The sequence below is a fragment of the Cupriavidus sp. UME77 genome (assembly GCF_014170355.1).
GTDB lineage: Bacteria > Pseudomonadota > Gammaproteobacteria > Burkholderiales > Burkholderiaceae > Cupriavidus > Cupriavidus basilensis.
In genome coordinates, this window is sequence record NZ_LZZU01000067.1 from 1 (window position 1) to 14,908 (window position 14,908).

A 14,908-nucleotide genomic window follows, 5' to 3' on the forward strand; every position below is an offset into this window, starting at 1 on the left:
AAGCAGCTCTGCCAGCTCCACTTCAATCGCCTCCTGGATGACCCGCCGGGCCCCGCGCCTGATCAGCTCCTCGAGCCCAAGCCCGATTTCCGATAGACCGACTGCTTCTTTCCCCTTATCCTTGCTCATGGTGGACCTTTCTTGTGCTGGTTTCCGATCTCGACAATCAGATTCTCAGCGGAAAGCTCCACCGCCCTCTACTCCGCGCCTCAAATTCCCCGTCCGTACACCAGTTTCGACTTTAGCTCGCCGGTAGTTCACTCAGCTCAAACTGGCAATAGAGGTTTCGCTGCCTGAAGGTCGCTTTTACCCGCATCAGTCCGGCGACCAATGCCGCTGGCGATTTGACTGCGACGTTCTCTTGCCCGCGATATTCCACGCGTACCCCTGCCTTCTGGCCGAGCCGACCAAGTTCAATCGCATCTTGCCAGCCAGCCTCATAGTCCAGTTCCACCACCGTCACGCCTTCTGTCCCGAGGAGTCTTAGTGCCTCCCCTTTGGTGCCAGCTCGAGCTGTCGCCATTTACTTCTCCACTCACATTCTCGGCGCACAGTCCCTGCGCCCTCACGGTATTGTAGCCGTCGGGGGCGCGTCGAGCCCGACGGCCCTCCCGGCGCTTGACAGGTGCGGGCACTGCAGAATGCGGGCGCGGACTTGGTGACACAAGGAGAGGGGAGCTGCGATTTCGTCGCTCTTCTGGAACACCATTCATTCAGCTAGTTGGATGTTCGCCTAGCCAGATTCCGCCAGTGCGACGGTCACAGCGAGGGCCTTGTTGGTTTCTTGTCCATCAATTTCTGCTTGGGGTGGCCGACTATCGCCGAAATGCTTGTTTGTGCGTACATCATTCTGCACATTGGCTGCCTGCCCCAAATTCACTCGCTAAAATACTAGCTCAATAGTATCCGGCGGACTACAAGCAAGGAGTTGATGAAAGTTCGGCGATGTGCTGTAGGATATCGAACTGTTCTTAATTGATGGAGACCAACATGGCTACCTACAAACAATTGCTGGCAGAAAAAGAAAAGCTCGAAACTCAGCTGGCTGAGGTTCGTCAAAGCGAGATCGCTGGAGTTATCGAGAAGATCCAGGGTTTAATGGCGGAGTACGAACTCACGGTTGAGGACTTGGCTCCGAAACGACGCCGCGGGCGCCCGGCAGCTGGCGATCAGGCTAAGGCGCCGGCAAAGGAAAAAACCTCGCTGCCGCCGAAGTACATGGACCCGAAGACCGGCGCCACTTGGACCGGACGTGGTCGTGCACCGGCTTGGCTGGGGAAGAATCGCGACAAGTTTCTGATTCCAGTGGCGTGAGCAGGAGCACCGGAATCCGTTTGCCGAGTTAAATTTCGTTGACCTGAGGAGTTGCTGCTAAAGCGGTCTCTTGGCGTCAGCGACACGGTATTGTGCCCGCATGTCTTAGTTTGCCCGCTCTCTATCTGCGCTTCTTTCATATCGCAGTATTGGTGGAGCGGGTAGTCGTTTTTGCGCGTACTGAGCAATATAAAGAGATGGATTTTTTTGCGGTCCGTCCTCGGCCTTGCTAGTGGCTCCCGCGTTGGAGAAGGCATCCCCGGGGAGGGCTTGTAGCCGGAAAGCTAATCAAGCGCGGCACGCGCACAAACATCAAGGTATCGAAGCAGTAGCGCGGGTTTCCCTCTGGGGTTTAACGGGAACCCGGTAGAAAAAGGGGTGTGGGCGGCAGGGTGGGCGCCCACACTCTCGAGGAGTGGCAACACGGGGTCAGTCAAGTCGCCGTAGGTAATTATGCTGCACTGCGGCAGTTTCAGTATCCCGCTAATGGAGGGATTGTCCGAGGGGAAAAATAGTCCCCCGACAAATGGCTGGGCAGGCCGGGCAGGGCCGCTCGATGGTAAGAGGGTCTACCGCTTGCATTGCCCAGCAATCGCTTGATCTTGTCCAATTGGGACCTGGTGCGACCAGCGTACTTGCTAGAAGTAGAATCCCGTCCGCGCCGACGAGAGGGCCGGAATGCCGCGACTACCAGCGCAAGTCGAGATCCTCGTGAACGAGGTGCTTATTGGATGGCTGCCGTGGGCAGCACCATCTGGCGCACCCGCTGTTCGAGATTGTCGTTGAGATCCGGAAACGCCGTGCAGCGGCTGGCGACACTGCACCAGCCAGGCCGACCATTTCGCGAGGCTGGCCCCCCCGATATTTGCCTTGTGGCGTGCGACCAAGCACAGGGTCATCACAAGAATTGACGACATTGTTTTTGAGACAGTGACAACTTTCCTTTGGTCTACGCTTGTGCTGGACATCTGCATTGGCAGTAGCACGAGGGCGTGCGTGAGCACCGGGCGAAGGTTCATCGGTATGGAGTGCCACGTCTGAGCACGAAGAGGATATCCGGCCAAGACTGCCCGTGGTAGTGCGTCCACTCCTTGATGCAAATCCGGCGACATTAGCGATGCTGAATGTGGCGAGGATCGGCATGGTATTGCCGATGTGAGCGCTCCTGGCCGAGGCGGGCGATTGCATGTCTGCATGATTGGGCATGATGACATAGTGTCATGAGGGAGCCACACTGCGGGTCAACAATGCAGGGCTTCGAGGGGCGGCAATCACCGCTCGATCCCTCCCGCAGGGGCACCGCTCGCGCTTTCAATCGCCGTACCACCACTCTAGAGCCATGAAGATTCGTCGTCTCCCACAGCCGGCTACCCGCCACTACTCCATCCCGTTGCTGGCCGCCGTCGTTGCATCGCTCGCCGCTTGCGGCGGCGATGGCACGGACAACGCCGCGGCACCCTCTGCGAGCAGTCCGGAGCTGCCCCCGGCCACGGCGCCCGCTGCGGCGATCACGCAGGTCAAGTTGGCCGGCTGGCCCGGCCTGAACGGGTTGACGGTGAAGGCCAACGGCGTGCAGGTCAAGACCGATGCTGGCACCTTTTCCGTCGACAGCACCAGCATGTTGACGCTGGAAGTGGCTGGCATCGAACTGGCGGCGATCGCACCCAAGCCTGTCATCACGCTGTTCGATCTGCAGCCCGAGCGCGACTGCCAGAGCACGCCGGCACTGGGCAAGCTGGCCAGCTTGCTGCTCACTCTCGATGCCGACCAGGACCCCACCAACGGCATTACTATCCCGCCGCTCACTGCATCGGCCCCCGGCGTCAAGCTGGCTGCGTTGTCGGAAGCCGATCTGCTGGCGCTGGAGACCAGGCTGGTTGGCCGCAGTTTGCCGGTCGTCGCGGCCCTGCGCGCCGTGAACAACGCGCTGGACCAGGAGACCTGGACGGAAGCCGCCGCGCAACGCACGTCGTTCGTCAATGACATGTCGGTGCTGCAGCAATATCTGGACCGTGTGCTGAATCAGCTAGCGCTGGACGCCAAGACACTGACCGGCTTTTCTTACCTTACCGATGACCAGGTGGCCAGGATCCCGGCCACGCTGAAAAGCCAGGGCCTGGCGTTCGACGGCGGCACGCCGGTGTTTTCCTGGCGCTACGGCCTGCAGCGGACCGATGCCGGCTATGCGCCGGTGCTAAACAGACCGCTGGCGCTGCCGGCCGATATCCAGGCGGGATACGGCGCTTTCCCGGGGGGGCCGCACATGGGTCATATCGGCGACATCGATATCGCCGACGGTAAGCTCTACGCGCCGATCGAAGACGAGGACGATTCGTCGCAGCAGTCCTATATCGCCGTGTTCGACGCAAAGACCTTGCAGTACACCGGTGAGAATTACGCGCTGCCGCTTGCCGAGCATGCCGATGGCGTGCCCTGGGTGGCTGTGGATGCGCCTCGCAAACAGTTCTACACGGTGACGTGGAGCACGGCGGCGGCCAATAACCTCAATGTGTTCGACCTGGCCACCTTCAAGCTGATCCGCTCGGTGCCGCTGCAACTCTCATTCAACGGAAAGCGAGTGCAGGGAGCCAAGGTCTACAAAGGCATGCTGTACGCGTCCGCCGATACCAAGGACACGGTCAACGGGCTGAAGCGCAAGCGCATCTACAAGATCGACACGGTCAGCGGCAGCGTGATGGAGTTGCTGGCCTACGATGAACCCGACCGCACCGAAGCCGAAGGGCTGGCGTTCGGCCCGGACGGGACCTTGCACCTGATGGTGGTGGCACCGTACACCACGCCACTGTACGCGCAGACCGGCAATGCCAAACCGTTCGACCAGAGCTACAGCATCGATGGCGACGACTGGAATCCGTCCGCGACGCTACGTCATTTCACGCGCGACGCGCAACCGTTGCGGGAGAAGATCTGCGCGATGTAGGCGACGTCTCGTCGAACAAACTGAAAGTGTCACTGGAAATCGGCTGAGATCTGGCTGACGATCGTACTGCGGTGACACTTATCCCTTCGTCTTCGGATTTTTAGCGAAGCCAAAAGCGTCAGTTGGTCTTATGGATGATGGAATCTTTCAGTTCTTCTCCAGACTGCAAAAGAGTTCATAGGCAGCGCATTGATCGGCATTTTCACACTGCCGAGGCGGTTGTTGCAGATCGTTAATTCCGGGAGTGGAAAGAAGCTGGGGAGGGCGCCACCTTACGAGTAAGGTGATGATGTTTCCTGGGCGGGTATCGGGGGCTGCCATGTCACTACGCTGGACTCTTTGCCTGCAATCCCACGCCGATGATGGGAGCGTCAAGACTATCCAGCTCGGGACAGTAGAGCGACCAACGTGTCACGTGGAGCCTGCGGACCCCGGTCTTTCGCTGGGGGAATTGCAGCGTCTGGCTCTCGCTCTCCAACAGGCTGTCGCACCGCAGAAGATCTACGCCTACGACAGAGCCAAGAGAAGGTGCCCGCATTGCGGAACATATCGCCGCATCAAAGATTGGCGCCCGCGCATGTTCGATACTGCACGGGGCACAATTCATGTTCGCGTTCCGCGGGTGGTGGCTTGCACGTGCCTCCCTGAGCCGCTTGATGAGAACGGCGATGTAGAAGACTACAGGGAAACGCTGTACCCGATCGACCGGCTCTTTCCCCTGCGTACTACCCCCGAGCTGGCCTACCTTTGTGCTCGTCATGGCGCAACTGGATCGTACAGGACTGCGGCGGCTGTCGTTATCTGAGATAACGTCGGTCTCTTGCCTTTCTCACATGGGAGTCCGACGCGAGGCGATCGAGATCGGTGAGTACATTGAAGATCGACAGTTTGCGGTGGGATGGGGTTCGAACCCTCTGTGTGAGGAACCCGTGAAATCACTGTCGATTGCCATTGACAGCACTGTTCTTACTGCCAATCCGTACGCTGAGAACTCGAAGATTGAGGTGATCGCGGGCCGCATCGAACGAGGGGGTAGGATGGCATGGCGATTCGCATGCGCAATTCCTCGCAGAACCTTAGCGCGTGTATTAGTGAGCGCAGCCTTGAAGCAGTGCCGTTGGTCTCCGTCGACGTTCGTGGACGTCGTTAATGACGGCGCAACAGCAAATGCTGTGGTCTATTAACGGCGCACACTACCTTCTGCAGACACGAGTCGAGCTGCTAGATGTCAAGCTGGAGGAGCGATTTTTCGACAAATTCCCACACTTCCGATCGGTACTGGCTACCCAAAAACCCGCCGAAATGGCTATTGGTGGCGCGGACCCGTGGCACTAGGCTGTCTTATAGGTTCAGCCGTCCGGTTGGGCCGCCAGCGGGGATTGCCATGACATTGCGGCTCGACAGCTACCGGGCCAACCGGCCCAGCACCGAACTATTGCTTCGCCTGGACCGGCGCAGCGAGCGCTACCGGCTCGAGCATTCTCTGGTGGATCTGGTGCGCTTGCGCGTGTCGCAGGTCAACGGCTGCCCGTACTGCATCGACCTGCATTCGGCGCGGGCGCGCAAGGACGGCGAGATGGCGGTACGAATCGATATGCTGGAAGTCTGGCGCGAGACGTCGCTGTACACGGACCGGGAGCGGGCGGCGCTGGCGTGGGCGGAGGCGGTGACGAACATTGCCGGCGCGCATGTGCCGGATGCCCTCTGGGACGCGGTGCAGCCGTATTTTTCTGAGCGGGAAATCGTGGCCCTGACTTTGCTGGTCACGGCGGTCAATAGCCTTAACCGCTTTGGTATCGCGTTTCGCCGGTCTCCGGCCTAGCGGCCTAGCCGGAGGCAGGAAGGCGCTACGCGCGGGGTCTGCCGCGGGTATGCCGGCAGGCCCGCCCCGCGCGGGAGCAGGCTGCTAACTTATTGGGGGAGCGGCAGTTTGATCGGATCGCCTTCGCCGGCGATGCCGAACACGAGCAGCCTGGCGGGCTTGGTCTGGCTGGCATTGCGGGTGACCAGGTGCCTTGCATTGGGCGCTTCGTACCAGCTCTGTCCCCTGGTGTAGGTCTTGGCCGGCTCGCCGCCGAGCTGCGAGACCACGGTGCCTTCCAGCACGTAGGCAAAGATTGACCCGGGGTGGATATGCGGCTGGGGCTCCTGGCCAGGCGCGAACGTCACCGTTGCCAGCAGGACGTTCTTGCCCGCTGCCTCGGGGATGGGCTGCTTCATCAGCGGCTGTACGCTTTCCTCGGACTCGCCGGGCTGCACTCCCGGCGTGTGGGCATGGGCGTTGCCCGTGCCCAGCAATGCCAGCACGGCTGGCACTACTGTCGCAATCGCCAAGCGAAACACGGTCCGCCTAATCTGCAATCGGATCATGGTTGAACTCTCCCGTAGGTCAGGCCGGCGTCTTGCGGAACGAAATGGCGAAGCGGTTCCAGCTATTGATCGCGGAGATCAACAGCGTCAGGTCGACCAGTTCGGCGTCGCTGAAGTGTGGACGGACGGCTTCCCAGGCGGCATCGGGCACATGGTCCTGGGCGACTAGCGTGACGGCCTCCGTCCAGGCCAGAGCGGCTTGCTCGCGCTCGGAGAAGAAGGGCGTTTCGCGCCAGACCGAGAGGGTGGCCAGGCGACGGTCGTCTTCGCCGCCCTTGCGCGCGTCGGTGGTATGCGTGTCGATGCAATAGGCGCAACCGTTGATTTGCGACGCACGCAGGCGCACCAGTTCCACCAGCGGCTGTTCGAGCCCGCTCTTGCCGATGCGCTCTTCCAGGCCGATCAGGGCCTTGATGGAGGCGGGGCTCGCTTTGTAGAAATCGAGACGTTGTTCCATGGTTTTGCTCCTGGTTTGCGTCGCCGGGGTGGCGACGCGACAGGAACAAGATTAGGACGCCAATTGGTTATGCAAAAGAGCCACTTTTCGGTAAATCCAGGTAGCCAGTGACGGGGTGCCGGGCCGGGCCGGTTCGGCGAGGGTGGCTATAGCCTGCTCGCCGCCATCACCCCGGCCAGCTTCTCCATGCCGGCATGGATGTCGGCCACGCCGATGCCACCATAGCCAAACAGGATCCCGGGTACCGGCTGTTGCCCGCCATACATGCCGGCGATGCCGTAGAGGCCGATCGACGCGGCGGCGGCGCGCGCGATCAACTCCCGTTCGTCACGCTCCGCCTTCAGGCGAGCTACGAGGTGGATCCCGGCGGCCGGCGCGTTGGGCGCGAACCACGGTGCAAGGGGGCCATCCAGGTGCTGCAGCAAGACGGCACGCCGCGCGGCGTACTCCTTGTGCATGCGGCGCAGGTGCTTGGCGAAGTAGCCGTCGAGCATGAACTTGGCCAGAGCCGTCTGCGTCATGGTGCAGCTGTGCCAGTCGCCCACCTGCTTGGCGCGGCGCATGGCAGTGCCAAGGGGCGCTGGCGGGATCACGTAGCCGATACGCAGTTCAGGGAAAATCGTCTTGGAAAAAGTGCCGACGTACGCTACCACGCCGGTGCTGTCCAGGCTTTTGAGCGATTCCATTGGCCTGCCCGTGAAGCGGAACTCGCCGTCATAGTCGTCCTCCACCACCAGCGCGCCGCGCCGTTGCGCCCATTCGAGCAGCGCGACACGGCGCTCCAGGCTCATGGCCATGCCGAGCGGAAACTGGTGCGAGGGCGTGACGTAGACAATGCGCGCGTTGTCCGGCAGGGCGTCGACCACCAGCCCTTCTGCATCCACAGGAACATAGGCAATACGGGCGCCCAAGGCGGAGAAGGCAATGCGCGCGGGCGGATAGCCGGGATCCTCCACCGCCACCACGTCGCTAGGGCGAATCACGACCCGCGCCACCACGTCGATCGCTTGCTGCGCGCCCTGCGTGACGATGACATCCTGCCAGTTGCTAACCACGGCGCGGCTGAAGGCCAGGTAGCGCGAAATTGCCAGCCGCAACTCCTGCTCGCCCGAGGGATTCCGGTATTCGCCGCGCCCGCGGGCTTGCACGCGCAACGCATGGCCGATACAACTGCGCCATTTGTCGAAGGGGAACAAAGTCTTGTCGGTGATGCCGCCTACGAAGTCGAAGGCGGGCTCGGCGCCGGGCGCCGTCCTCGGCAGGGCATCGGGCAGGTCTTCCCAGATCGAGCCGGAACCTGGGCTCGGGGATATTGTCAGGGGCCGGGGAGCCAGGTGGGTGAGCGCGTGCGCTACAAAGGTACCGTCGCCGGCGCGCGAGCGCAGGTAGCCCTCGGCAATCAGCCGCTCGAACACGTCCAGCGTGGTCTTGCGCGACACGCCAAGTTGGGCGGCGAGATCACGCGTTGACGGTAGCCGTTCTCCCGGCGCCAGCCGTCCGTCGACAATGCCGGCGCGCAACTGGCGGTAAAGCTGGCCGGCCAGGCCCTGCCGGCCGTGAATACTCAAATGGACATCCATTCGCTGGTTACCTGGAACGGTGGGGAATGATTAGATTCTACGTACCGGCCCTGCCGGCTTCCAGCGGCGCGCTAACCTGCGTTGCCGCATGTGCAACATGCGCGGCTGTCCGCGGCAACTTGCGCCATGGGACTGCTACGGCAACGTCTGGCCAGTAACCGGCTGGCCGTGCGCAGCGCAAGGTAGCCAACACCAGGTTGGCGGAAGCGAAGACCGGCGCCGCCAGCATGCCTGCCGCCGCCACACCCGCAATGGCGAGATGCAGCCCGCTGACTGCCGCGCTGGCTTTTGTGGCGTGGCATGGCAGGCAGCTAGCCATCCCGTCCATCGGCGCGCGGCCTGGTCAGATAGGGCGTGTACTTCACCAGGTACAGCAGGAAGGCTGCCATCCACAGCGCCGCGGCAGCGGCGATCCAGAACGGCTTGAATTGCGGCAGCAAGAACGGCCCGAAGACGCGCAAGAGGGCGGCCATGGCGATGCAGGCATATGCCGCTTTCTCCATCGCGCCGGCCTCCAGCTTGCGGCCGGTATGACCCAGTGCGGTGCGGGTGATCATGCCCATGATGGCGCAGCCGATCGCGCCCACGGTGAGCGCATGCAAAGCGATCGAGCGTTCGCCCCCCCAACCCAGCGCGGCAGCCGCCAGCAGCAACAGGCCCAGCGGCAGGCAGCCATAAGCCAGGTGCAGGATTGCGATGAGGGGCTGGCGCAACGTATGACGCGAGCCCCAGCCGGCGAGGCGAAGCGCTTGTGCCAAGGCTGCGAGCAGCGCGACGCCGCCGGTCATGACGTCCTGCGGCGCCAACGTGCTGGCAGCCATGGCGGCCAGCGTCAGTACGACGACGCTACGCTCGATGAGCGTCGAGCGCCGGATCCTTGCCCCGGGAGCGGTGTTGGCGGTGAACATCGGGATCACGCGCCCGCCGATCACGGTGATAAAGATGGCGATCAGCCCGATCCCGCCGTCGGCGCATTGTAGGGCCAGCGGCACGTTGTCGCTAGCCAGCGCCACATGGAACAGCGCGTTCAGCGCCCACAGCAGGAACAAGGCAGCGGCAAGGCCGTAGTTGCGCGCACTGCCGGCACGAACCAGCACGCGCAGGAAGCTGGCCGCGCAAAGCAGCAGGAAGGCTAGGTCCAGGACGCTCGCCGCCAAGAGCGGCCCGGTCCACATCAGCACCCGCGCGGCGAGCCACATGGCGGCCACGCCGGCCAGCAGCCCGCCTTGCGGCGTTTGCAGCCCGGTCCAGTTCTTCCCGGCAGTAAACAGGAAGCCGACCACTACTGCGGCGGCGAAGCCGAAAACCATCTCGTGGGCGTGCCACAGCATGCCGCCCGTGGCCGGCTGCGCCCCGGCGTGTGGCCACCATCCCAGATAGATGGCAGCCCAGAGGCCGATGGCCACAACGGCGAAGGCCGCCGCGAGCAGATAGAAAGGCCTGAACCCGAGCGCAAGGACGGGATGGCCGCGGTGGCCCGCAGGGGCATGGCTGGACGGTGGCTGGGTCTGGAGCACGGGCAGCATGCGCGCCTCGCAAATAGTGAATGGGTGGGAACGCGTGACGCGGCGTTTGCCTGCGGCCAGCCGCCAGTGCATCAGGCCGGGGCGGCAGCCTCGCAATGCTCTTGTATCGTGCGCCACAGCAACCTGAGAACGATTCTATTAAACAAGCATTTTATATGCAACATAAAATACAGAACATCGTTTTGTTGGCTCCAGGCATCTGGCGCGACGAATTTTCGCAAAGCCGCGCACAGCCACAACCGCGGCAAGGCGCGCGGGCCGCGAGGCGCATCCACCTGCCAGTGGTCACCAGAAAATTTCGGGAAGTGGTTATGGTGGCTCACGCATTGACCACCTAAACTGCACAGTACGGGGCCGGTGGTGGACCCGGGCAAAGGTGTTTTTGCTCGTGCCAACGCTGCCTGGAAAATAGAACTACTTTGTGATGAGCGTCCTTAACAAGGCCGAAGGGGACGCTGGGTAGCGGAGAGCAGCCTGCCCGATCGCAACGAAGCCACCTTCAGGATCGAGTCCTCTGCCGCGCCAGCGGAAGTGGGCCCGGCAACCGTCGCGACACGTCTGATGCGGCAGCAACCGAAACGTCCCATGAGTACCATCGCCATCCTGCTATCCGCCTTCCTGCTCTCGGTGGTCGCGCTCGCGGCCTTTATCTGGAGCATGCAGAAGGGCTTCTTCGATACTTCCGCGGCCGCGGCCAACGTGATCTTCGACCGCGGGGAGGCGGGGCGGCCGGAAGACCCTGCCTCGGACAAGCCGCACGGGCCCGCAGGCGATGCCGCGTACGACACCTCGCGCGATATTGCGGACGAATCCTCGGCGCCCGTGGTCTTCCTGTTCATCTGCTGCGCAATGGTGTGGCTGGTGGTGGCGTCGCTGGCGGGGCTGACGGCCTCGGTCAAGTTGCACGAGCCCGACTTGCTGGCCACGGTGCCTTGGCTGTCGTTCGGCCGCATCCGCACAATCCACCTGAACGCGGTGGCCTATGGCTGGGCGCCGATGGCCGGCTCATCCATCGCGTTGTTCCTGTTGCCGCGCCTGCTCAAGACGCACCTGGCCGGCGCGAAGTACGCTGTACTCGGCGCGGCCTTGTGGAATGCCGGGCTCATTGCCGGGCTGGGGAGCATCGCAGCTGGGATCTCAGACGGCCTGGAGTGGCTGGAGATCCCGTGGCAGGTCGACATCCTGCTCGTGGCCGGCGGCGCACTGGTGGGCATGCCGCTGGTGCTCACGCTAGTGAACCGCAAAGTGGATCACCTCTACGTATCGGTCTGGTACATGGGCTGCGCGCTGTTCTGGTTCCCCGTGTTGTTCCTGGTGGCGAACATCCCCGGGCTGCACTTCGGCGTTGAGCAGGCCACCATGAACTGGTGGTTCGGCCATAACGTGCTCGGCTTGTTCTACACGCCGTTGGCGCTGGCTTCCATCTATTACTTCCTGCCCAAGATCATCGGCCAGCCCGTGCGTTCCTACGGCTTGTCCTTGCTGGGTTTCTGGGCGCTGGCGTTCTTCTATGGCCAGGTCGGCGGCCATCACCTGATCGGCGGGCCGGTGCCGGGATGGCTGATTACCTTGTCCATCGTGCAGAGCATGATGATGCTGGTGCCCGTGATCGCGTTTTCGATCAACCAGCACCAGACCATGCGCGGCCATTTCCACCGGCTGATCGATTCGCCCACGCTGCGCTTCGTCACCTTCGGCGGCATGATGTACACGCTGAGCTCGGCGCAAGGCTCGTTCGAGGCGCTGCGGGCCGTCAACCGCGTGACCCATTTCACGCACTACACGGTGGCGCACGCGCATCTGGGACTGTACGGCTTTGTCAGCTTTGCGTTCTTTGGCGCCATCTACTTCATGGTGCCGCGCGTGACCGGCCGCGAGTGGCCGTACCGCTGGCTGATCTACGCGCACTTCTGGCTCGCGGTTGCCGGCATCGGCGTGTACTTCATCGGGCTGTCCATCGGCGGCACGCTGCAAGGCTATGCCATGCTCAATGCCAGCAAGCCCTTCATGGACTCCGTGGCCGTCACCATCCCTTACCTGAAAGCGCGCTCGGTCGGTGGCGGCATGATGCTCCTTGGCCATCTATTCTTCGTCGCCAATTTTGTCTGCGCCATCCTTGGCCTAGGACCTAACCGGGACCGGCCCGCCTTGTTTCACCAAGGCCGCAAGCGGGCACTGGGAGCCTAAATCGTGAACAATGAAAAAGCCCTGCTGGCTGGCGGCATGACCATGCTCGCGCTGGCAACGAGCGCGCTGGTCGTGATCCCCTATCTGCAACTCCGGGACGTCAAGCCCACCGAAGGCGTCAAACCGTATTCTGCCGCGCAACTGCGCGGGCGCGAGGTCTATATCGCCAACGGCTGCGTCTATTGCCATTCGCAGCAGCCGCGCGACGCCTCATTCGCGCCGGATGCGAAGCGTGGCTGGGGGCGGGTGTCGGTGGCCGGCGATTACTACTACGACCACCCGCACTTGCTTGGCACCATGCGCACCGGGCCGGACCTGATGAACATCGGCGTGCGCCAGCCCAGCGCAGACTGGCACCTCGGCCACCTGTTCCAGCCGCGCGCCTACGTGCCGGGCAGCATCATGCCAAGCTATCCGTTCCTGTTCGACGTGAAGGACAAGGCAGATCCCGGCGACAAGGTGCTCAACCTGCCCGACGCCTTCAATCCGCCAGGCAAGATCGTGGTCGCCAACCCGGCCGCGCTCGACCTGGTCGCCTATCTGCAATCGCTGAACCGCACCGGCGCCGTCCTGCCCGCGCCGCGCGCGGCCAAGTCAGCGCCGTAGCCAAGCCCCCCGGAGAGCATGATGGACAGTCCATCGGAACAACGCGGGGCCGCTGCGGCCCGTTCCCGCGAGAATCCCGACCCGCATGAAAATCGCGCGCCCATTCCCAAGACCGTCCTGGGGCTGGTTGTGGCGCTGGTAGCCTGGGGCACCTGGTATATCGCCACCGCACCGATCAATTCGCCGTCGGAACTGGGCGACCGCCGCACCGTCGCCGACCTTCAGGGGAGCAGCAAGACAGCCGGCGGCAGCGTGGATGGCGCCGCTGTCTTCCAAGCCCGCTGCGTGGCTTGCCACCAGGCGACCGGGCTCGGTTTGCCGGGCGTGTTCCCGCCGCTGGCCGGATCGGAATGGATAAACGGCAAGGATGCCAAGGCCGCTTCCATCGTGCTGCGCGGCATCACCGGCAAGCTGACCGTCAAGGGCACGGCATACAACGGCGCCATGCCAGCCTTTGCCGACCAGTTGAGCGATGCGGAAATCGCCGCGGTGCTGACGCACGCGCGTAGCCAGTGGGGCAACAGTTCGCCGCCGGTGACGGAGGAGACCGTCAAGGCGGCCCGCGCGGAAACCGCGGCTATGACCGCTCCCTTCGATGGCGACGCCGCGCTTGGTGCTCCGGGTGGCTAGCCTGGCTGCGCGCGCACGGCCGGCACTGGCCTTGCTGGTGGTGCTGGTGCTGGCGGCCGTCGGATTGCGGTACCTCACCTTCGGCTTTACTTCCTGGACCCTGGATGACCGCCGCGCGGCACGCATCGGGCAGGGCGCGCTGGTGTTGCCGGGCATTGATACGCGCAATCAGCTCGGCAAGCCCGCGCGGCTGTTTGGCGCCGGGCAGGAGCAGGGCTTCCAGCTCTACTTGGTGGACTTCATCTACACACGCTGCCTCAGCGTATGCCGCGCGCTTGGTTCCGAGTTCGAGCAATTGCAGGGGCGCATCCGCGCCGACGGGCTGGAGGGCCGCATCGGCCTGGTTTCGCTTTCCTTCGATCCTTCCCGCGACAACACGGCCAATCTTGCCGGCTATGCCAGCGGACACCATGCCCACCTGCCGGGCTGGCAGGTGGCCGCGCCCGTGGCCGCGCCGGCCATGCAGGCGCTGCTGCGCGACGCGGACGTGATTGCCATCCCGGATGGACTCGGCGGCTTCGAGCACAACGGCGGCGTGCACGTGACCGACGCCAATGGCCGGGTGCTGGCCGTCTACGCGCTTGCCGATTACCAGCAGGCCTACGACTTCGCGCGCAGCCATCTGCCATGAACCCGCAAGCCACCTTGCAACAGCCGTGGCCCCGCCATTGGCGGGCGCGCCGGGGCGGTCTTGCCGGCGGGGTGGCGGCGCTAGCCGTGGCATTGTGCGTGCCGCGTGTGCATGCCTTGCTGGAGGGCTCGATGACGCTGCAGATGCTGGTGGTGCTGCCGGGCCTCTTCTGCGCGGGCTGCGCGCTGCCCTGGCTGCAGCCGGACGCGTGGCGCGAGCGGATCACGGCGACGTTGCGGCCCTACGAGCTGAGCCTGCTGGCGTTCGCCATGCTGGCCTACGGCGCATGGATGCTTCCCGTCGCGCTGGACCTCAGCCGGCTGGAGTTTCCGACATTGGTGGCCAAGTACGCGCTGGTGGTGGCAGCGGGCGTCGCCGCGCATTTCGGTTTCAAGGTGAGCGCCTGGCCGCTGGTGCTGTTCTTTGGCGGCAACTATATATGGATGGGGCTGACCTTCGGGATGCTGTTTATCGATAGCGAGGCGCGCCTTTGCGCCAGCTACCTGCTGGCCGACCAGCGCATCGCGGGCGTGGGCCTGGTGATCTATTCGGGCCTGCTGGGCATCTGGCTGCTGGCTTGGGCGGCCAGGAAGGCGGACGCGGCGGACCGGCCGAACGGCCCGGACGTGCCGTAGCCACGAGTGCCCGTCACTACGGGCGCATGCA

Annotated in this window: 12 protein-coding genes and 2 pseudogenes; 8 read left to right on the plus strand and 6 right to left on the minus strand. The window is 63.4% G+C overall.

Features of this window, described 5'->3' with window-relative positions; all coding sequences use genetic code 11:
- Together A9975_RS38260 and A9975_RS27165 are read right to left on the minus strand one after the other, a co-directional pair.
- A pseudogene (locus tag A9975_RS38260) lies at positions 1-129 on the minus strand (IS256 family transposase); the annotation flags it as partial.
- A gap of 118 nt (positions 130-247) precedes the next feature.
- Positions 248-523, minus strand: a pseudogene (locus tag A9975_RS27165) (PHA-granule associated protein 4); the annotation flags it as partial.
- 467 nt (positions 524-990) lie between these two features.
- On the opposite strand from A9975_RS27165, the gene A9975_RS27170 reads away from it, so the two are divergent.
- The 3 genes from A9975_RS27170 to A9975_RS27180 all read left to right on the plus strand — a co-directional run bounded on the left by A9975_RS27170 (position 991) and on the right by A9975_RS27180 (position 6,077).
- On the plus strand, positions 991-1,314 hold the full coding sequence (locus A9975_RS27170) for an H-NS histone family protein (protein ID WP_183035468.1): 324 nt from the start codon (positions 991-993) through the stop codon (positions 1,312-1,314).
- A gap of 1,339 nt (positions 1,315-2,653) precedes the next feature.
- Complete coding sequence (locus A9975_RS27175) at positions 2,654-4,255, plus strand: hypothetical protein (protein ID WP_183035469.1); 1,602 nt, start codon at positions 2,654-2,656, stop codon at positions 4,253-4,255.
- Between the two features lie 1,384 nt (positions 4,256-5,639).
- Positions 5,640-6,077 (plus strand): carboxymuconolactone decarboxylase family protein, encoded by a 438-nt coding sequence (locus tag A9975_RS27180; protein WP_183035470.1) that lies wholly within the window; start codon positions 5,640-5,642, stop codon positions 6,075-6,077.
- An 89-nt stretch (positions 6,078-6,166) separates the two neighbouring features.
- Here A9975_RS27180 and A9975_RS27185 read toward each other — a convergent pair whose 3' ends face one another.
- The 4 genes from A9975_RS27185 to A9975_RS27200 form a co-directional block, all read right to left on the minus strand.
- The gene (locus A9975_RS27185; protein WP_370565632.1) at positions 6,167-6,598 is read right to left on the minus strand and encodes a cupin domain-containing protein; all 432 of its coding nucleotides are present in this window, start codon (positions 6,596-6,598) and stop codon (positions 6,167-6,169) included.
- 46 nt (positions 6,599-6,644) lie between these two features.
- Positions 6,645-7,082, minus strand: coding sequence for a carboxymuconolactone decarboxylase family protein (locus A9975_RS27190; protein WP_183035472.1), 438 nt, complete (start codon positions 7,080-7,082; stop codon positions 6,645-6,647).
- Between the two features lie 146 nt (positions 7,083-7,228).
- Positions 7,229-8,662 (minus strand): PLP-dependent aminotransferase family protein, encoded by a 1,434-nt coding sequence (locus tag A9975_RS27195; protein WP_183035473.1) that lies wholly within the window; start codon positions 8,660-8,662, stop codon positions 7,229-7,231.
- A gap of 311 nt (positions 8,663-8,973) precedes the next feature.
- Positions 8,974-10,188, minus strand: a complete 1,215-nt coding sequence (locus A9975_RS27200) for an NnrS family protein (RefSeq protein WP_183035474.1) — start codon at positions 10,186-10,188, stop codon at positions 8,974-8,976.
- Between the two features lie 585 nt (positions 10,189-10,773).
- Between A9975_RS27200 and A9975_RS27205 the strand changes: the two genes are divergently transcribed.
- Genes A9975_RS27205 through A9975_RS27225 form a run of 5 tightly spaced genes read left to right on the plus strand, consistent with a single transcriptional unit; the run spans position 10,774 to position 14,877 of the window.
- Positions 10,774-12,375 carry a cbb3-type cytochrome c oxidase subunit I gene (locus tag A9975_RS27205; protein ID WP_183035475.1) on the plus strand — a complete coding sequence of 534 codons (1,602 nt, stop codon included), beginning with the start codon at positions 10,774-10,776 and terminating at the stop codon, positions 12,373-12,375.
- 3 nt (positions 12,376-12,378) lie between these two features.
- The gene (locus A9975_RS27210) at positions 12,379-12,981 is read left to right on the plus strand and encodes a cbb3-type cytochrome c oxidase subunit II (protein ID WP_183035476.1); all 603 of its coding nucleotides are present in this window, start codon (positions 12,379-12,381) and stop codon (positions 12,979-12,981) included.
- Between the two features lie 21 nt (positions 12,982-13,002).
- Positions 13,003-13,611, plus strand: a complete 609-nt coding sequence (locus A9975_RS27215) for a cytochrome c (RefSeq protein WP_183035529.1) — start codon at positions 13,003-13,005, stop codon at positions 13,609-13,611.
- On the plus strand, positions 13,604-14,242 hold the full coding sequence (locus A9975_RS27220; RefSeq protein ID WP_370565604.1) for an SCO family protein: 639 nt from the start codon (positions 13,604-13,606) through the stop codon (positions 14,240-14,242). Before A9975_RS27215 ends, A9975_RS27220 begins: the two co-directional genes overlap by 8 nt.
- Positions 14,239-14,877, plus strand: coding sequence for a hypothetical protein (locus A9975_RS27225; protein ID WP_183035477.1), 639 nt, complete (start codon positions 14,239-14,241; stop codon positions 14,875-14,877). The genes A9975_RS27220 and A9975_RS27225 overlap by 4 nt, the downstream gene beginning before the upstream one ends.
- Positions 14,878-14,908: the final 31 nt, after the last annotated feature.